Origin of the sequence: Phytobacter ursingii (genome assembly GCF_001022135.1) — a bacterium.
Lineage (GTDB): Bacteria > Pseudomonadota > Gammaproteobacteria > Enterobacterales > Enterobacteriaceae > Phytobacter > Phytobacter ursingii.
Genome location: NZ_CP011602.1, coordinates 4,732,527 through 4,751,317 on the forward strand (window position 1 = coordinate 4,732,527; position 18,791 = coordinate 4,751,317).

Annotated in this window: 15 protein-coding genes and 1 pseudogene; 5 read left to right on the forward strand and 11 right to left on the reverse strand. The window is 47.1% G+C overall.

Translation table 11 applies throughout. The features are described from left to right. Positions 1 to 47: 47 nt before the first annotated feature. A complete protein-coding gene (gmk, locus tag AB182_RS25865; protein ID WP_039080107.1) occupies positions 48 to 671 on the reverse strand; it encodes a guanylate kinase in 624 nt (207 codons plus the stop codon). Positions 672 to 927: 256 nt separating this feature from the next. Between gmk and ligB the strand changes: the two genes are divergently transcribed. Next, positions 928 to 2,601, forward strand: coding sequence for an NAD-dependent DNA ligase LigB (ligB, locus tag AB182_RS25870; RefSeq protein ID WP_047372568.1), 1,674 nt, complete (start codon positions 928 to 930; stop codon positions 2,599 to 2,601). A 159-nt stretch (positions 2,602 to 2,760) separates the two neighbouring features. On the opposite strand, the gene AB182_RS25880 is transcribed toward ligB, so the two are convergent. The 3 genes and pseudogenes from AB182_RS25880 to AB182_RS33165 all read right to left on the reverse strand — a co-directional run bounded on the left by AB182_RS25880 (position 2,761) and on the right by AB182_RS33165 (position 5,039). After that, positions 2,761 to 3,045 carry a hypothetical protein gene (locus tag AB182_RS25880; RefSeq protein ID WP_047373443.1) on the reverse strand — a complete coding sequence of 95 codons (285 nt, stop codon included), beginning with the start codon at positions 3,043 to 3,045 and terminating at the stop codon, positions 2,761 to 2,763. A 32-nt stretch (positions 3,046 to 3,077) separates the two neighbouring features. Next, the gene (locus tag AB182_RS25885) at positions 3,078 to 4,334 is read right to left on the reverse strand and encodes a glycoside hydrolase family 28 protein (protein ID WP_047372570.1); all 1,257 of its coding nucleotides are present in this window, start codon (positions 4,332 to 4,334) and stop codon (positions 3,078 to 3,080) included. 483 nt (positions 4,335 to 4,817) lie between these two features. After that, a pseudogene (locus AB182_RS33165) lies at positions 4,818 to 5,039 on the reverse strand (type II toxin-antitoxin system prevent-host-death family antitoxin). Between the two features lie 204 nt (positions 5,040 to 5,243). On the opposite strand from AB182_RS33165, the gene AB182_RS33170 reads away from it, so the two are divergent. After that, positions 5,244 to 5,855: a hypothetical protein gene (locus tag AB182_RS33170; protein WP_223883566.1), complete on the forward strand. Its 612-nt coding sequence runs from the start codon at positions 5,244 to 5,246 to the stop codon at positions 5,853 to 5,855. Between the two features lie 6 nt (positions 5,856 to 5,861). Beyond that, positions 5,862 to 6,989 carry a helix-turn-helix domain-containing protein gene (locus AB182_RS25895; RefSeq protein WP_047372572.1) on the forward strand — a complete coding sequence of 376 codons (1,128 nt, stop codon included), beginning with the start codon at positions 5,862 to 5,864 and terminating at the stop codon, positions 6,987 to 6,989. Between the two features lie 41 nt (positions 6,990 to 7,030). Here the strand turns inward: AB182_RS25895 and AB182_RS25900 are convergent, their stop codons facing one another. After that, the gene (locus AB182_RS25900; RefSeq protein ID WP_047373444.1) at positions 7,031 to 10,216 is read right to left on the reverse strand and encodes a DEAD/DEAH box helicase; all 3,186 of its coding nucleotides are present in this window, start codon (positions 10,214 to 10,216) and stop codon (positions 7,031 to 7,033) included. A 188-nt stretch (positions 10,217 to 10,404) separates the two neighbouring features. Continuing rightward, positions 10,405 to 11,907 carry a hypothetical protein gene (locus tag AB182_RS25905; RefSeq protein WP_047372573.1) on the reverse strand — a complete coding sequence of 501 codons (1,503 nt, stop codon included), beginning with the start codon at positions 11,905 to 11,907 and terminating at the stop codon, positions 10,405 to 10,407. A 568-nt stretch (positions 11,908 to 12,475) separates the two neighbouring features. Here AB182_RS25905 and AB182_RS25910 point away from each other — a divergent pair. Beyond that, positions 12,476 to 14,308: a DUF262 domain-containing protein gene (locus AB182_RS25910; protein WP_047372574.1), complete on the forward strand. Its 1,833-nt coding sequence runs from the start codon at positions 12,476 to 12,478 to the stop codon at positions 14,306 to 14,308. Positions 14,309 to 14,451: 143 nt separating this feature from the next. Here the strand turns inward: AB182_RS25910 and AB182_RS25915 are convergent, their stop codons facing one another. Next, a complete protein-coding gene (locus AB182_RS25915) occupies positions 14,452 to 15,597 on the reverse strand; it encodes a hypothetical protein (RefSeq protein ID WP_047372575.1) in 1,146 nt (381 codons plus the stop codon). Between the two features lie 140 nt (positions 15,598 to 15,737). Further along, entirely contained in the window at positions 15,738 to 15,938 is a 201-nt protein-coding gene (locus AB182_RS31130) for a helix-turn-helix transcriptional regulator (protein WP_071845961.1), read from the reverse strand. Between the two features lie 185 nt (positions 15,939 to 16,123). Here AB182_RS31130 and AB182_RS29805 point away from each other — a divergent pair, with 185 nt between their 5' ends. Continuing rightward, entirely contained in the window at positions 16,124 to 16,822 is a 699-nt protein-coding gene (locus AB182_RS29805; RefSeq protein WP_052958923.1) for a hypothetical protein, read from the forward strand. Here the strand turns inward: AB182_RS29805 and AB182_RS25925 are convergent. From AB182_RS25925 to AB182_RS25935, 3 genes are read right to left on the reverse strand one after another with little or no spacing between them, the layout of a single operon-like run. After that, positions 16,811 to 17,731 carry a tyrosine-type recombinase/integrase gene (locus AB182_RS25925; RefSeq protein WP_047372576.1) on the reverse strand — a complete coding sequence of 307 codons (921 nt, stop codon included), beginning with the start codon at positions 17,729 to 17,731 and terminating at the stop codon, positions 16,811 to 16,813. The genes AB182_RS29805 and AB182_RS25925 overlap by 12 nt on opposite strands. Positions 17,732 to 17,772: 41 nt before the next feature. Continuing rightward, positions 17,773 to 18,216, reverse strand: coding sequence for a RadC family protein (gene radC, locus AB182_RS25930; RefSeq protein WP_047372577.1), 444 nt, complete (start codon positions 18,214 to 18,216; stop codon positions 17,773 to 17,775). Next, the gene (locus tag AB182_RS25935; RefSeq protein ID WP_139153731.1) at positions 18,203 to 18,766 is read right to left on the reverse strand and encodes a hypothetical protein; all 564 of its coding nucleotides are present in this window, start codon (positions 18,764 to 18,766) and stop codon (positions 18,203 to 18,205) included. Before AB182_RS25935 ends, radC begins: the two co-directional genes overlap by 14 nt. Between the last annotated feature and the right edge of the window lie 25 nt (positions 18,767 to 18,791).

Below are 18,791 nucleotides of genomic sequence, written 5' to 3' on the forward strand. Positions count from 1 at the left end.
AATGCTCCACAGATGGTGATGGACTGGGCATGATACTGAATGTGAGTTCAGTCTGCCAACAGTTTGCTGATTAAAGCGTCATGTCGCTGCATCTGGCGGCCCATACGCAGACGTTCGGCGCGAATGATGGTTTTGAGGTCGCCCAGGGCGGTATCGAAATCATCATTCACAATAAGGTAATCATACTCTGCGTAATGGCTCATTTCCGCAACTGCTTGCGCCATGCGCTTTGCGATAACGTCTTCGCTGTCCTGACCGCGACCGCGCAGACGTCTGTCCAGCTCGATTTTTGACGGCGGCAAAATAAAGATGCTGCGCGCCTGCGGCATTCTCATGCGGATTTGCTGCGCGCCCTGCCAGTCAATATCCAGGAATACATCTACGCCCGTTTTAAGAACTTGCTCAATCGTAGCGCGCGATGTGCCGTAATAATTGCCAAATACCTCGGCGTGTTCAAGGAAGGCGTCATCGTCAATCATCGCTTTAAATTCGGCATGATTAACGAAGAAATAGTGTTCACCGTGCACTTCACCCGGACGCGGCGCGCGCGTGGTGTGTGAAACAGAAACCTGGGTGTCATACAACGGTTGGGTTTTTAATAAAGCCTGGATGAGGCTTGATTTACCCGCGCCACTGGGGGCGGAAACAATATAAAGCGTGCCTTGAGCCATGAGAGTCTTTTGTATGTGAATTGCGAAAGGAAACTTACATACGTGCCTATTATACACAACGGCGCAACGTGACGTAGCCCTCGTCACACTTTTTACTGTGGATAATGGTGTTTTGCGCGCCTTTTCCCTGATTTGCCACCTTTTTTCTGCAAACGGTGAAAAACGCCAGAACCTGCCTCGCAAACCCTATGTTATCGACTCGAAAACCTATTCCCGTCGCGATATACCCGCAGCATTCAGCTAAGGAGATGGCGAAATGTGGATCAGGATATTTATGATGATCGGCGCGGTGGCATGGAGCGCATGCAGTTACGCGGCTTGCCCGGTATGGACGCCTGCGCGGGCAGAGCAAGAGATTGCACTGCTGGAAAAACAGATGGCGCAATGGAATGAGGATTACTGGCTACAGGGCGCGAGCGCCGTGAGCGACGATGTTTACGATAATCTCAACGCCCAGCTTGCGAACTGGCGGCGCTGTTTTGGGCAGGCTGCTTATGATGCGCCAGTGTTATCCGGCGGTACAGTGAGGCACCCGGTCGCGCATACAGGGGTCGATAAACTGCGTAATAAAGAAGCGCTACAGATGTGGATGGCGGGTAAAACAGCGCTTTGGGCACAACCGAAAGTGGATGGGGTGGCGGTCACACTGGTCTATCGCCACGGCACCCTTGAACGGGTGATCAGCCGGGGAAATGGGCTGGTGGGGGAAGACTGGACGGAGAACGCCCGTCGTATTCCCGCTTTACCGCAAAACGTTACGGGCGCACTGGCAAACAGCGTTTTACAGGGCGAGTTGTTTTTAAAGCGCGAGGGCCACATCCAAAAGCAGATGGGCGGGATGAACGCCAGGGCCAAAGTGGCGGGCGCCATGATGCGGCGAGGCGGGGCGGATGTGTTGAACGATATTGCCGTCTTTGTCTGGAGCTGGCCGAATGGGCCACAAACGTTAACCCAACGCCTGCAAATATTAACGCAGGCCGGGTTTGACTGGGTGGAGCGCTACAGTGTGTCCGTCAGCAATATCAGCGAGGTGGAAACCCTCCGCGAGCGCTGGTTTACTACTGCACTGCCTTTCGTGACGGATGGTGTGGTGGTGCGTAGTGCTCAGGAACCGGACGGAAAACAGTGGAGTCCGGGGCAAGGTGCCTGGGTTGCGGCATGGAAATATCCGCCGGTCGAACATGTCGCCGAAGTGAAAAACATCCGCTTTACCGTCGGGCGTACCGGGAAAATAGCCGTGGTTGCCCAACTTGAACCGATAAAGCTGGATGATAAACGTGTGCAGCGGGTCAACATTGGTTCCGTCCGGCGTTGGCAGGAACTGGATATCGCGCCTGGCGATCGCGTACGGATAAGTCTTGCTGGGCAAGGGATACCGCGCATTGATGATGTGGTCTGGCGCGGGCAGGTTCGCGATAAACCGCAACCGCCAGCCCCGGTTTTCACGCCGCTCACCTGTTTTTATGCCTCGTCGGAGTGCCAGGAGCAATTTCTGGCCCGTCTGACGTGGCTGGGTTCAAAGCAGGCGCTGGACATTGACGGCCTGGGGGAGGCGGGATGGCGGGTATTGCATCAGACACATCGCTTTGAACATCTCTTTTCCTGGCTGGCGCTGACCAAAACACAATTACAGGAAACCGCCGGAATAACGCCTGCAAGAGGGCTGCAACTTTGGCATCGTTTTGAGCTGGCGCGCGACCGTCCGTTTGTGCGCTGGATTTATGCAATGGGTCTGCCTTTAACAAAGTCGGCAATTCGGGCCGCCGGAGATACCCACTGGCAGCAGATGCAGGACCGAAGCAGCCAGGCGTGGCAGCGCCTGCCGGGCATCGGTACCGAGAAGGCCCGCCAGATCATGGCATTTATTCAGGATCCGGTGATTCAGACGCTGGCGGCCTGGCTGGGTGAACATGGCATCGTCGGCTTTTAGCGCCGTGTCTGCGGAGGTATCCTTCTCCGTAATCGTCAGCATCGGAATCGCCGGGTTCGACTATCCATCTGATGATAAAAGGCTGGTCACGATTTACATCGCAGGCACCACGTGCGTAACCATATGGCAACGCATCAAAAATGAGAAAGTCTGCCTGAGCTAAAGCGACGGGCCATGTAGCTCAATGAATCCTTTCTCAATGTCGTACCTGAGATGTTTGGTTAACGAAAATTGCGGGTCATTCTTATCAAATTTTAGGGTGACCATCTCCTGGTACGCCTCAACGGTCATTCCATCATAAATATGCTGGTTGATGTTGTAGCCGGAGCAGTTGGTACGATTAGAGGTGCCCCGTCGCCAGGACTTACCCACTATCCTGATGACGAAATGATGGCATTCGGACAAATTGTGGCTGCGGATATTTGTGGCGTTAATGATAGTCATATTCTGCCTCGTGAGTGTCCCACGCATTGACCTTAAGGACATGATCCCGTGGCACCTGATGCGATGGTGCCCTGGAGAATGGCGTATTTTTTGTGTATTGCCGAATCACTGGCAAGTGTCACATTGTTCAGGGTGGTCACAATCGGATTGCTGTCGCTGTCTCCCTGAAATGTCAGCGTACCTGCCGTAAGCACTTTGACCTGATCAAACGTAATATCACGAAAAACGGGAAGGCTTCCTCCCTGTGCTTTCGGCTCATAACGCGTGTCCAGAACAATCGGGTTTTTCACGTTTTCCATGCAGATATGGCGATAGGTAACTCCGGTGACCAGGCCCCCACGCGCGCGATCGCTTTTAATGCGCAGCCCGTTGGTTGTGCCGTTCAGCGTGAGAAGGTTGACGTCCACGTCACTCACGCCTTTGTTGACCTCGCTACCAATGGACATGCCGTGTCCGGAACCAAATCGGTTATCCACAATAGAGATATGGGACGTGCTGGCATTTCCGGCCTTAATGGCCACATTATCATCCCCGGTGCCGATCACGCTGTGGGTGAGCGTCACATTCGTCGACCCCATAGGGTCAAAACCATCCGTATTGCGCGCAAAAGCGGGAGTGTCGATAGTGATCCCCCACAGCGTCAGCCCGTTACTGCGGTTGCCCACTATATGGAAATTTGGCGCGTTTTTAAGGGTTATCTGGTACAGCGTGATATCGCTGGAATTATCAATTTGGATCAAACGAGGCGCATTCTGTTTGCTGTCGCTTTTTTGCGCCTCCTTTGCCAGTTGCCACCAGGTCTGGTTTCGCCCGGCCATGACCGCGCCACCCTGGCCATCAATTGTCCCCTGCCCATAAATCCCGCTGCCGACCGCATTTTTGATCCAGATAAATGGCTTACAGCCCTTCCCGGAAGTATCCAGCGTGCCGCAGGTCTGTTTGCCGGTGTCGAAACGGGCCGGGTTAGCGACAGCCCTCAGCGTTGCTCCTTTATCGATCGCCAGGCTTACGCCCGATGGCAGGCTGAGCGGGCCGCTGTAGAAAGTGTCTGTGTTTTCAGATGCGGCCAGATGCACGACTTTCCCGCGAGCGCAACTAGTGAGCGCCGTCTGAATGGCCTGCGTTGCATCGTCTGTTCCTCTGGCATAAAGGGTCTGACAGGGCGGCGGTGGGACGGGCTCTGTGACGGTGCGCGTGTCCCCGGCTTGTACCCCGAAGGCGCTAAGCATCAACAGGGGTGCGGCCAGATAGTATGTACGGGTATGAAGTGGTCGCGAGGATGAAAACATAAAAAGCCCGGACAGGTGGAACCCTGAAAATCACAATACCGGGAGCGATGCCGAACTGTAAAGCGGTGCCGGAAGGTAGGTCTTAAAAATAAAAAAGCCCGCAACGGGCGGGCTTTCAGGGTACTGGCGCACGATTACTCGATTGAATCTGAATGTTGAGTGAGTGCTTATGTTTATTGATTTTATTATATTTTTATTAATCTTTCTTTTCGTTAAGTACACACATGAATACACGATAAATAAAAGTGTCCAATGAGTTGGGGCGAAATTGTCCATCAGTTCTTGTTAAGATCGGTTCAGTAAGATGAGCTAACAAGTGCAGGTTGCTGGCATTTACACTTCGCAACTTTAAGGGAAGGTTCGATAAGGCCGCCTTCTTCCCATTCGGTATGAAAATGTTGGAAAGAGCCTCCACTTTGCCAATGTGAGACGTTCCAAATATACGGTCGCGGAAAGTGATAACATCTTGAGCACTGACCTAGATCATCGGTTTGTCAGCGCCTCTACAGTATGACCATGAGGTTGCATAATCATATCGAACTCTGCATCCAGTTTAGCATTCTTATATGCCTCGAACTAAGCCTTATTGATAACCACTGCTGAGCTACTGTATTGGTGGGGGATTTCAATCGGTTCCCTCTGAGTGGTTGTATCCAATGCTTCTGAGATGTTGGTACGTGTCTGAGTTGAAGTGTATGTATACATACCATATCTCCTGCGATGTACATTTTGATTTAAATAGAAAAATCAATACTAATTGTATGGTTAAAAAATTAATTGACATGTCGGTTTGGTGGTTACTTTTGTTTGTTCACTTGACAAAATAAAAAAAACGCAAGATTATTGTCATGTATTTCACCAAATCCCCATTAAGGGCTACGTAACTCTACGCATGAGGTCTTTTTTGCAATGAAGCAACCGTGGGAGCTAAACCCAGCTCTAACAATAGAGCGACTTAAACTACTTGCATCCCTGATTCGAAATGTCAGGGATGATGTGATTGATTTACATAATGAAGAACTCGGTGATTCTGCTCGTTCAACTGGGTTGAGAGCCTATGAATGTTGCCGAACGAGGATAATTCGGGCCGCAACTCAACATGAAGAGTGGCCCTGGCTTGGCATAGTGAAAGACGATGGAAAATTTACCTTTTCTATCGATTCAGTGCCAGTGCGTTTGTATCGGGGAGGTCCTAATCGTCCGGAAGAACGCAGGCTGATACCTTGCGTAGAAGCGCTGAGTCAGATGAGTTTATTGCCTGTTGAAGTAGGCGACGCTGTATCTGTCATTTGGTTTTTTGCTGTTGAAGTTGATGATTTCCGCTATGTTGAGCGTGTAACCTTTACTGGCTTTTTAGAAGGCGTGCAGGTTTCATGCTGGGAAATTCCGCTGGATGAAAGAGTTCCTGCTTTCAGTTCCATTGATACCGAATTACCTGAGCCAGTCAAAACTCTGAAAGCATCAATCTCTGTCAAAAGGAAAGACAAAAAGGCCGAGAATGATGACCCGAATAATGGTTAGTAAGTTATGGCTATAGAATTTTATGGCGAGCGGCTTCGGCTCGCCCGTTTGTTAAAAGGGTACACACTACAAGAGCTGGGTGATGCAGTTTTTGTTACCCGGCAAAGTATACACCAGTACGAAAGTGACGTTCGGGCACCCGCTAATGATGTACGTAATGCACTGGCTGAGTTTCTTCAGGTATCCACTGACTTTTTTGGGATTCCTCTTTCTGGTGACGTCAAGCCAGAGCAATGCCATTTTCGTAAGAGACAAACAACACCTGCTGGTGTTAAAGAGCGGGTTCAGGCATACAGTACTATTCTTGAGCAGCTCGTTGCTGAGTTGCATGAACACCTAGATATGCCCGAGAACGGTTTTAATTTGATTGATAATAGTAAGATTGTAGAATTAACACCGCCATTGATAGAAAAGATTGCTGAGGGAGCCCGTATTCGTTGGGGGTTAACACCTGATGCCCCTATAGATAATATGGTTAATGTTGTTGAAAATCAGGGAGCAATTGTTACCTGTTTTGATGGCGTGTCTGAAAAAGTCGATGCTTTATCTGTTAATAGAAAATTTCCTATAATAATTCGCAATACTGCGAAGGAAAGTGCATGTCGAATGCGTTTTGATTTGGCCCATGAATGTGGTCATTTAATAATGCATGATGGTATTGAGACTGGGTGTAAACAGACAGAGAGAGAGGCTGACGCCTTTGCTAGTGCTTTCTTATTTCCTCGCAAGTCTTTTGCCAGAGAATTTCCGTCTTGCTTAGGTATTGGCGGAATGATTGACTGGAAGAAAGTGTATGCTTTAAAAACCAGATGGAAAGTTAGTGCTAAAGCAATTATTTATAGAGCACATTTCCTGGGTTTTATTAACGCTCAGCAATATAGAAGTGCTAATGTCTGGTTCAGCCAAACAAGACAAACAAAAAAAGAAAAACTGGACGATAAAATTCCTTTAGAGGAACCTCATGTTCTTGAGGAAAGTTTGGCAATTTTGAAAGAGCATCTGGGTATATCTTTCGATATGTTAGCTGAAAAGATTAAGGTTAGACCTGAATTATTAGCAGATATATCAGGCATTAAATATATACCTGCTATTGATGATGGTTATGACGAAATTGTTGTTCCTTTTAAATTTTGACTAAAATATATAAGGCCCTTCGTAACGAAGGGCCTTAGGGGTTATTTATTGAAATAACACTTTAATTTTGTTTCAGTCATTTCAATGATCGTTGAGTAAATTGAACCCAGGAAATTTCTCATGTCTATCGATAACTTTGATTTTTCCACACCTGGTTGAGCAATTGAAAACTCAAACTCCACATTTGAATATTTTAATGCTTTTCTTATAGTTTCCAGATCGTCAGGAGTTCCATGATAAAATCTCTTATTTTTCAAAATACCCATGCCATTACGTCTTTCCATGTGTTTAAGGAGTTCTTCTGGTTTCCATTTGTAACGTAGAGATACGACAGCTTGCCCACAAACTTCATAAAGATCTGATAATCTTGCTCCTGATGTTTCTTTTGAGTATTTGCAATGAATCATTTCAAATCTTATTAAATCGTCTTCGACGAATATTGCTACAATGTCAGATGATTCACCAGCATTGTCATCATTAAAAATAATCCGGGCACCATTTTTTTTAAGATGTATCATCATATATTCTTGAATAGAATTATTACGGATTTTATCACCTTTATATAATGATTCTACCGTGTAATTTACATCATCCCATTCCAGTGTTGTTATTCTTTCTGATGGAATTTGAACCTCAAATGACTCGCCATAGTTTGTGTGAATGCATCCAGAAATAGTGCACCCATCTAATAAAAACATCGTTGGGGGATTTTCCTCAAAAAACTGTTTTAATGATAGTGTATTGCTTTTTAAACCTTCAATGTAAATATCTGTCTCATCTAACCCTTCAATACTATGACCTCTCTCTCCTCCAAGTACTATTGAAAATGGAATCTTCTCATCTGAAATTATTATCTCAAAGAACGCATGGTTATTATTATGTGATATGTTTTTTAAAGCACATTCTGCTAATAATATAGATTCCTTCTGAGGTCGTTCTATCGTGATTTTATGAATTCTCTCATATAAATCTTCGGACCAGTCTGTTGCTAGAATGATTATGTTTTCAGGATATGATAATAATTGTGTTTTCTGAGCAGAGTCTTCTAATAATTTATTGGCATCAATACTCTCATCTGTAATTAAATTACCGATTTCTAAACACCAAGATTTCCACTCTTTCAAATCGCCTACACGGGCGGGACTCCATATTTTTCCTTTAACAGATGCTCCGACACTAACGGGAAATCCATCTCGGAAACCGATACCTACGAAATCTGATTTTTGACAGCGTTGGCCATCTTTCCATTTTGTTAATTCAGTTGTTACATCTGCCCCACTTAAACGGGAGTAGCGGTGAAGATGATTAGCTGGTTTGAAAATCCCAGCATGAATTATACTAAGGCGCTTGATATTATCAAAAGATCTAAAAACGCAGTCGCCTCTTAACTGAGTAGGTTTATCTTCCGTTATCTTTTCAACTAAAAAATTAATATCTAATTTTTTCTCGGAATAGCCAATATAAAGAAGATTCATAGATATATTATAATGCATAACAATGAGGTCCCACGTCTGGTCACGCATTTTGTCTGTTCTGGCCCATTTCACCTTCTCTCTCTTTTGTGTAGTGAAATAAAAGACATTTTCTTCTTTATTAATAAATGGTTGTGATAGGGAATATTTATTTAAATTAAATGCGTTCTTGAAATTTTTCCATTCTGCTTTTTTGCATTTAAAACATACAGTACTTAGTGCAGGATAAACAAGTTTAGGATTTAGGTCTATATTTGGAGAATCAAAACCAGAAAAAGGTTTACATCCTTGGAGAAAACTAAGTAATGTTTCTGCTTCATTTTTCTTTGCATCAGCTATTTCGCTAATAACTTCTTCCCAACCGGAACCTTCTTGGAATAAATTTTCTAATTCAATGGATATTTTTTCATCAGCATAATTCACAACAAATGAAGCATCACCCAGTCCCTCTTGAGTCCTAGTAAATCGGCCGATGAATTGTAACAAAACCGCTAATGATTTGTGTAGTCCATGCACAGCTGCAATTTTAAAATCAGGATAGTCAAAACCTTCTTTTAGCATGTCAACGCATACGATTATGTCGTATGCCCCATTTTTAATGTCGCTAATCAGATTTCTTCTATTCTTGACTCCTGTGTATACAATCGCTATTCGTTCATTTGGGAATAATTCTTTGTACATGTCAAAAAGTTCAATAGCATGCTTTTTATTATCAGCGCGAACCATCATCTTATGTCTTATCCATCCGTTTTTCCTGTCTGTAATTAACCTCGACATGGCCGCATTTGCTATAGCTAAATCTTTCTTTCTGGGATGGCGTTCATCCACAGCAACTAATGATATCTTGGAGAAACAATTATCTTTTAATGCGTGAGATAAAGGATAGTTATATACGATCTTTCCTTCAATTGGTTTCTTATCATTTCTATAGGGCGTTGCGGTGAATTGTACAATTTTAGATTTTGAAAAAAGTTTTTTTATTATATCCCACTCTGATGCCTGTATATGATGTGCTTCATCAAAGTAAACATGTGTGAATATATCTGATATTGTTTTTTGTAATGTCGGAGATGCCCTTGCTATAAGCGCAGGAGTTGTTATAACAACATCAGATTCATGGAGTAATCCTATGCTTTCCTCAGAAAAAGCTAGACCTTCCTTTAGCATTAATACTGTTGGGTTTGGAGTGGGGTTCGGTATTACTCCTAATTCTCTTAATATCCCCCAGGAAGAAAACTTATCTGCGATTTGATATTTAAGATCTATTGAAGGGACAATTACTAGTGTATGTGTCGCTTTGTCAGCAAGAGATGCTAAAAGCATTGTCTCTGTTTTACCTGTGCCTGTCGGTAGAACAACTGTGCAAGTTTCTGACGACAATGACCAATGAGATAGTAATGCATAAATAGCACCAATTTGTGCAGGTCTAAGAGATTTATTTGATTCCCCTTTACCGTTTATTTTTACGTTATCAAAGAATGATGTTTTATTATCAGATAATCTTTTTATGTCGCCACGTATATGATAAGTGCTGCCTTTCAATTCAGCAAGAAATGATACCCCAATGTTAGAGTTGCTGAGCGAGTATATATTATCTTTTATGTGACTTTTATCAAAGAGCCAGTCTCCAGCCTTGAAGGCAAGATTTGATAACGTTCCTATTTGATAATTTTTCTTTGTAAAGTAAATCGACTTATCAAATGAAATTATTTCTTGAGTAATAATTTTGTTTACTTCATCAGATTTAGTATTCAATGTGATATCCTTATTTTTAATAAGAAACGGAACGTTGTCGTTAAAAAACATAAGTCACAAGGTTGTACGAATTATACACAATCTTGAAGGGTAGATCGATTAAAGTATTTTGTGATCTGGTTCTCTTTTTAAGTTTTAATTCAAAATGCTTATTACTTTTACCATTCTTAGTGAGAATGGTAATTATTCTAGGCATATACCTCATTTTTCAGCACAATGCGCAGATACGGGTGTTTCCAGCCATTTTCGGATAATTTGCTCATACTGACAAAACCATCGTGTTCCAGTGCGCATACTCCGTTGTTGCTGGCAACATAATCATAGACAGCACTGCTTTCCAGCCCCTGCAACATATGGGCGAGCAATTTCCGGCGCATCTGCATAGGCTGCCATTTTTTCTCCTTCCGGACATTCTTCCATGTACAGTTAAAATTCTGCCCCACGGCATTTCTGACACAAAGCCCATATCGATTGGTCTTACCGGATGACAGATAATCATCAATAAGTCGCTTGAGGTCTCTCCTGAGTGGTTTCACCAGCTTTTTCCAGCGTTTTAATACATTGCTGGCCTCAGCAACTCCCAGTTGTTTGTTCAGACGCTTTCTGATCACACTTTTTGATGACAGACTGACAAAAGCTGCGCTGAAAATAGTCGAAAAACGAAAGCATTTAACGTCATCTTCACTAACATCTAATTCTTTCATGATATAGCTGGTTTCAAGGCGTTTCAGGTTTTTGGGTGACACGCCGATGCGCTTAAGCTCCTGCCGCAGAAGCTCCAGTTGACAGCTTTTTATATCATAGTTATATCCCCGCGCCAGACATGCCCATTTCATGCCTTTTGGCAGATACTGAAATCCCTTACCTACCTCGAACGAACGCCCACCCAGACGGGCGGTTTTGTAGGACTGACGATAGGCCACAATCAACGGACTCGTACTGATGATTTTCACCCCCACATCGCAGAGATGGCTGATAAAACTGTGGTAGTACATCATATTCACAGGAGTGGGATGTGCATTGCAGTAATCCCTCAGTGCATCAAGATTGATATGCAGGTAATCAAGCTGCCCGTAGACCTGCGTGACCCGCTCCCTGAATGCTGTGTCAGGGATTTTACGCTTTGACACCTGATGGCAAACCACGGGCTTCTTGATGGAGGCCTGCGCAATCATCTCCTCCAGTGTCAGCGGCCTCTGCCGTTTCCCGTAAAGGTCAGTCAGATAGCTGTAGCGATCCTTACGTCGCAGATATGCCTTGCGGTCTCCCGGGAACAACGCTTTCAACAACTGCTTTGATAGCGCAAATTCACGGCATTTATGTTTGCTGGGATCATGACCGATAATTTTGATAAGCCCCGCTGCTTCCAGCTTTTCCAGTGCCCTCCCAAAAGGAAGCTCACGTGACTGTTTAAAAACTGCGGGAGCCTCTTTCTCGCCCAGAGAATATGGGAACGGAACAGAACAGCTCCATTCATCGTCACCTTCAAAAATAGCTTTTTTACGCGTATTCTTACTGGCGGTTGCACTGCATATAAGATGCTGTATAAAGATAGCTATAGATATGTAATAAGTAGGTTTGCATCTCCTGTCACAATTATTATCAAATGGAATGCTGAAAATAGATTTTCTGAAAATCCTGAGCGTCTTTTCTGTTACGAGAATATTATTCTTTGTGCAATAGGCTTTCATTTTATTGTGCTCCGCCAGTTATTTAAACGCTGTTTTACAACCAGCGTTTTTGCACAATGAATTACGACCGCGCATAAGAATCATATTTGCTAGCCCCACTTTTTTATGGGCTAAATTAAAAACACAGAATCAGCAATAATGCGCCTTATGGCAGGAAAGATATCCGCCGAGGAATGCCCGGAGTGAATTCGTGGGATCGGCTAATACTTGTATCCCCATACTATAGCCATACAACGCATATGGCCTGTGCGGAGGCTTGCCTCAGGCATCTGCCTGTCACCATCTCCATCTGATACTTTTTTTTTTGGCTATGGCATGTAGCGACTTTCCTGCCATTCTGCCAGTGGATCAATATTTTTCCGTTTCATCGTTTTTTTGATTATCATCTGAACTAATACCTGACTGCATTCGGCTTCCTCTGTAATAGCCGTGTGAATAAATTGCCAGGTGGCATCTGTTGTACAGACTAAAAGCAGTTAACCTACTAATACAGCCCCATGTCTGAGGAACACAAAACATCCTGTCAGACATGACGGCGTGAAGGATTCTCGGGCAAGGGATACAGAATATGGCGCGGATAGAAAACCACAAATACAGCATTGAGGAAGCTTTCAGGGAATGTTTCTACATAGTCCCGGACTACCAGCGTGAGTATGTCTGGACGGAAAAGGAAGTGCGACAGTTACTGGAAGACATCGGCGAACAAATTGATGCTGGTAGCACGCGGGAATACTTCATTGGTACCGTACTGGTATCACCGACCGACCAGAAGAACCACTACGAGGTCATAGATGGTCAGCAACGGCTGACTACATTCTTCCTGTTGTTGTGTGCGCTCAGGCATATGTTTCAGGGGGAGCCACAACGGCAAATGATTTCCGGGCTGGTTTCGACCAGCTATGTGGACAGTGGCGGCGAAGTTCGCACCAACCTCAAGCTTGAACCTCGTTATGAGAATGCGGGTGAGGTGATGGACAGGCTGGTTGAACTGGATGCCGATCCACAGGCCGTGCGGGCAGGTATTCAGTCTGCAGGCATTACCAGCTTTGGTTCGCTGGAAAATCTGGTCGGTGCCTACAGCACGCTATATCACTACCTGAAGGACAACTACGATGATATCAGCAGGTTAAAGAAGTACTGGGGCTATCTTGCCAATAATGTGGTGTTCATCCAGATATCAACCGACGTCAGTAGCGCACTGAAGATTTTCGAAACGATCAACGAACGCGGCGTGGGACTGAACCCAATGGACTTGCTCAAGAATCTGCTGTTCACGCAGGTTGAACCGTCTGAATTTACTAAGCTCAAGGACGAGTGGAAGAATATCACCAAGCCTCTGGAAAAGAGGAAGGAAAAACCACTTCGCTTCCTCCGTTATTTCCTGATGGCTAATTACATAATCAGGAATGATCGCAATGACTCCGTGGTACGCGAGGACGAAATCTACGACTGGTTCGTATCCAGAGATAACACAGCTCTGTGTAATTACTCAGGTAAGCCCTTTGAATTTGTCCGCAAGGTGATCCGTAACGTCGAGTACTACCTAAACTTTGCAATGGGACTGGGAAATGACGGAACCCCCAGTGTGGCAATGGATAATCTCAGGCGGCTGGCCGGTGGCGCATTCAGCCTGCATTACGTATTACTGCTGGCGGCAGCTGGTTTCCCCAGGACGTTGTTTGAACATTTTGTGGCACAACTGGAGAGCTTTCTCTTCTACTACATATTCACCCGGACTCCGACTAAGGATCTGGAACGCAGTTTCTCCCTGTGGGCCGACGAGCTGCGCACGATTGCGGAGACTACTGACCCGGTAAAACAGAAAATTCAGCTCAACACATTTATCGTTGATCGTTTTGAGAAGAATATGGCGGGTAAGTATCAGGAACTGGCCGATGCCCTGAAACGCTTTACCTTATATTCAATGCAACAATACAGGACGCGTTACCTGCTGGCACGACTAACACAGCACGTTGAAATGGCCTTTAGTGGGGTGAAAGTACCGGGCAGCCTTGAACCATTCACCAGACTGGAAATCGAACACATCCTTCCTGACAGGCCAGAGGCTGATCTGCGGGCCAGATGGACCGAAGAGAATCCGGGGATAGCCTATGACGATTACAAGAATCGACTGGGAAACCTGACCTTGCTGGAGAAACCCATCAACATTGTTGCAGGCAATGACTTTTACACGGCCAAGCAAGTTGAATACAGCAAGAGCGGAAACTACCTGACCCGTAGCCTTGTGGCACTGACTCAGGTTGGACTAAATACGTCCATATCACGGATTAACGCAAAGCTGGAAGCATTTCCGGAATGGAATGCAGCAGCCATCGAGAAGCGACATGCAATGCTTATTGCTTTGGCGCAGGAGGTCTGGAAGACGCACCCTGTTGATTGATGCCTGATGAGTAAGTCGGGTAATTATTCCTGAGGAATAATTTTATTGTTCATTCAGGAGAAAATTATCTGCATCAGGTTTCAAAATGGCATCTGAATCGATCATGAGCAGCGGCGTCCCTGCCGCTGCGTAGCCTGAGAGGCTTATTTCCCGCGTGATTTAAGCCATTTCAGGCGATGTTTGAGTTCCCAGTACTGCGGCTGTGCCAGAATACCCAGTTTCTCCAGTACCAGCGGTAGCAGGCTCCAGATGAACTCTGAGTCAAACAACGGCACACTGTACTTTTTCATCAGGCGGTCAAGGCGCTTACCGGCCTGCTTTTTAGTGCTACTCACGTTCTTACCATTCACCACCGCTGACGATTTATGCTCACCGAATGCCTGGGAAATGCTCATACCCTTGTCCAGCAACACAGCCAGGGCGGGATCCAGTCGCTGATCCTTGCGTAATTCCCGGCTATAAAACGTCAAACGGGACAACAGATTTTCCATCTTATTGATATGCTTTAACAGCATCTCCCCCTTACCGGGGGATAAACGCAGTTCAAAACGGACAAAGTCACGGTACTGATCGGATTTAAGTACCAGCAGGGATTGTTGACCGTAGTCTCCTCCGCCTTCACTGCAAACAACATCCACTTTTTCATAGCAGGCAGCGTAACACTCTGATTTATGGCTTCCAATGTGTATCCCTTCCATGCCGTTGTCGGGAACAAAGACCTTACCGCAGCTAGCTCCCCTCAGACGGAGATAGTAGTCATGCAGACGCATCCCGACGATATCAAGCGCATAATGGATGTTCGTTATCCACGCTTTTTTCAGCGCAAGATAAAGATACCGCCCAAGTTGCACTTTTTTGCCGAGCCATAGAAACAATGCAGTCAGTTCCTCCGCCGTATAGTGCTGGGGGCTGAGTTCCATACGAACGGCGCCACGATGAGTAACATCCGAAGTTTTCCTTCGCTGCTTTGACGTGGGGCGATAGTGGATGACCAACGCCACAGGATGTCCCTTTGGTTTACTGGTTAACCGGATCTCCAGTGCGCGGTGATACAGCTCACCACACTCACGTTTTGACGTTTTGCGATTTTTGATGCTATAAACCTGCGTCGTTTTCATCTCTCCCAGTCGCTTAAACAACACCTCATTATCTTCTTCGCTCAAATCAGAGACAAAGGCCAGCTTATCCAGGCGGGAATAGATCTCGTGTCCTTGAGAGGTTAACCGCATAAAAATGGATTTTTGCAGCAGGTCATCAATCCGCTGCCAGCTTACTTTTTTGTCACTCATGCTCATTCCTTACGGACAGGGTGATACCTGTCCGGTGGCAATAGCGAACCATTCTCATGTTTCCCCACGGGGAGATGGCCACTACTGCCAGTTAATGGATTTAGTAGTAGCTATCTGTAAGCAGGGGGGATATAGCAGGCTTATAGATGCGACGGATTTGTTGGCGCACGGCTGTTCACCCATTCGTCGATATCTGATTCCAGCCAGCCCACGCCCCGGCCCTCCGGGGATAAACGGCGTTGAGAGGGAAAACATCCTTTAGCGATGAGCCTGTAGAGGGTCGCGTTTGAGATACCGCAGCGGTACAGCACTTCTTTCTTCTTCAAAATCCGGCTAGTCATGGTTTGACTCCAGTTGTGATTGGAGCCCTCGCTTTAAAAACCGCCTCTGGCAGGCCATCGTTCCCGCGAAAGGTGGTTGCAAATAAGTAATTGATTTATATGAAAATAAAAAAAAGAAAAAATATTTCCTATTGAGACTCAACGTTTATAATTGAGTCTCAATCCATCTTTGGGTGAGCATAGATATGAGCGATGAAGATGCGAAAAATGTGGCTGTAACCCGCGCCGAGAGCGCAGACAGACAACACAGCACCAGTCCCAGTGCGGTAAGTCACCGTGAAAAAACACAGATATACAGAAATGCAGGGTTGAGTCTCAAGAAGGTCTATTTGGGGAGTGATGCACTCAGCAAACTTGCTGAGATTTACAAAATTCAGTACGGGGAAAAGCTAGATGTCAAAAGCATAGATCCCGTATTACTGGGTGATCTTCTCAGTTACTGTATCAATGCCAGCTACAACCAGCCCGGCACCCAAAAGATGTTACCTAAAACAGCTCCTGCTAAAATTGGGGCGGCCAAAACCCCAACAGGTCAGCGGCTCTATCGGTATCATCAAATGGCTAAGGGGACAAAAGAATGCCCTGATGCCGCTGCAATGGAACCCGTCTTCAACTATCGAAATAAGAACCATAAGCCATTATTTCCTAACATCAGGCATGATGTCCCCGATTTTCTTCTTACTGAAATTTCCACCGAGACAGATGTAAGCTGTTGGGATGGGCCCGATAGTCTGGATGACGAAGATGATTTACCTGAATGTGAGTGGGCTACAGTTGAAATCCAGCGTCTGCGTGATGTTAAGTTTGTAGACAATCAGATACGCCAGTGGAATGAAGTGCCACCAACGTTGAGGACCAGAAAACGCCGAAAATTAAAACCGTAACGCTGATGAAGCGTGGATCAGTGTCGTTGCTGAACGTCTGTCATAGAGCGCTGTCGTGCTGATATCGTTGTGTCCGGCAAGCTGGCGTACGATATTGAGGTCGGCTCCCTGTTCCAGCAGCCGGGTTATAAACGTGCGGCGCAGGTCATGGGGCGTAAAAGGGCTGATTTGCGCAGTTTCCTGTAGCTGGCGCAGTATACCCGCCAGCCCGGCAGTGGTGAGCGGCTGACCTGTAACGCTCCCGCTGCGGTGAATCCGGCAGAACAAACAGTCGTTACCCGCACGGGCTTTTATCCACGCCGCCAGCGCTTTCCCGACCACAGGGGACACCACAACAACACGTTTCTTACGCCCTTTTCCCTGCCGGATGGTCAGCGTCCGGGTGGCAACGTCATAATCTCGGGTCTCCAGCGTCACCAGTTCCCCTGCCCGCAGCCCGGCTCCGCACAGCGTCAGCAGTAGCGCCCGGTCCCGTTTCTGGCGGACTTTGCAGGGATGGGCCTTTGTCGCATCCAGTAACAGCCTGACCTCCTCCCTGCTCAGGGCGCGTCCGGTCGCTTCACTGTCGCCCCGGACACCTTTCACTGCCCGTATACGCGCCAGCGCGTCCGCATCCATCTGCCCGAGATTAAATGCCGTCTGCGCCACGCCTTTCAGGGCCGCCAGCACCATATTGAGGGTCGCCACGGCATAGCCCTGCTCCGCCAGCGTGGCGCGGAGGGTTGCCACATGGACATAGCGCAGTGCTGACCAGTCATGGCTGTCTGTGGTGGCGTTGTGCCGGAGTGTGGCGGCGCAGAGGTTCAGCAGGGAGCGCATACTGCGCCGTCCAGTCGGGGCCAGCCCGTCCAGCCAGACGCTGGCGGGGTTGATGGTGGTTTGTGATGATGTTCTGCATTGCTGCGGCATACAGCCTCCATTAATGCACATTAACCAAAGTCAGCAGGGCCTTACAGCAGCCCGCGCTCCGCCATCGAGACCGTATGGTCCCCGGCAACGATAAAGTGGTCCGGGATACAGACATCAATCAGCGCCATCGCCTGCTGTAAGCGCCGGGTCAGCGCAATATCAGCCTCACTGGCCTCCGGATGTCCTGACGGGTGGTTGTGAACCAGAATCACGGCGGCGGCGTTGTGTTGCAGCGCCAGCTTCACCACTTCGCGGGGGTAAACGGCGGTCTGGTTCAGCGTGCCGTAAAACAGTTCACGCCACAGCAGTACCCGGTTGCGGTTATCCAGCAGCAGTACGCCAAACACCTCCTGCTCACGCAGTGCCAGTGTGAACAGCAGAAAATCGCGTACTTCATCCGGGGATGTCAGTGTCCTGCCTCGTCTGACGGTGGCGCTGAGCAGCTTCCGCGCCTGTTCAATCAGTAAACGCTCACCCGTGGTCATGGTCTGATGCTCCCCGTTCGATGAAATAGATGGCCTGACGGTAAAGCTGATGTTTGCCGCGCTCCCCGCGCAGGGACCAGCGGCTGTGATGGATGCGCCTGTAGGTGTAGCTGTCGAAAAAGTACAGCCACTCGCTGTCCATGTGGCTGACCACGGTCCAGTGGTACTGGTCTCCCAGCAGCAACACCCTGTCGGGGCGCTGGTCGAGCCACTTCTGGCATTGCGTGAGGATATGGCGGGTGCTGAGTTTCGGGATATCCGTGAAGGGCTTACTGAATGTGAAGGGCCAGCGTTGCTGGTAGCGGGTCCGGAGGAAGTCCAGCAGCGCATCAAGCTGGTCAGGTTCAGTGCCGGTGGTCAGGCAGACGGTAATGTCATACTCCTGGCTGAACCAGCGCACCATTGCCCGGAACAGGGGCTTTCGTCTGAGGCGCGGGTGGAGCCAGCTCAGGGCATTCACCACACTGTACAATCCGCAAAGGGTGTCGAGGTCTCCCTGCACGGCAGGCCGCAGGGTGTTACTGTCTTGCTGTTTCATATACTGAGCCATTTATTGTTGATGGTTAACGGCCCAT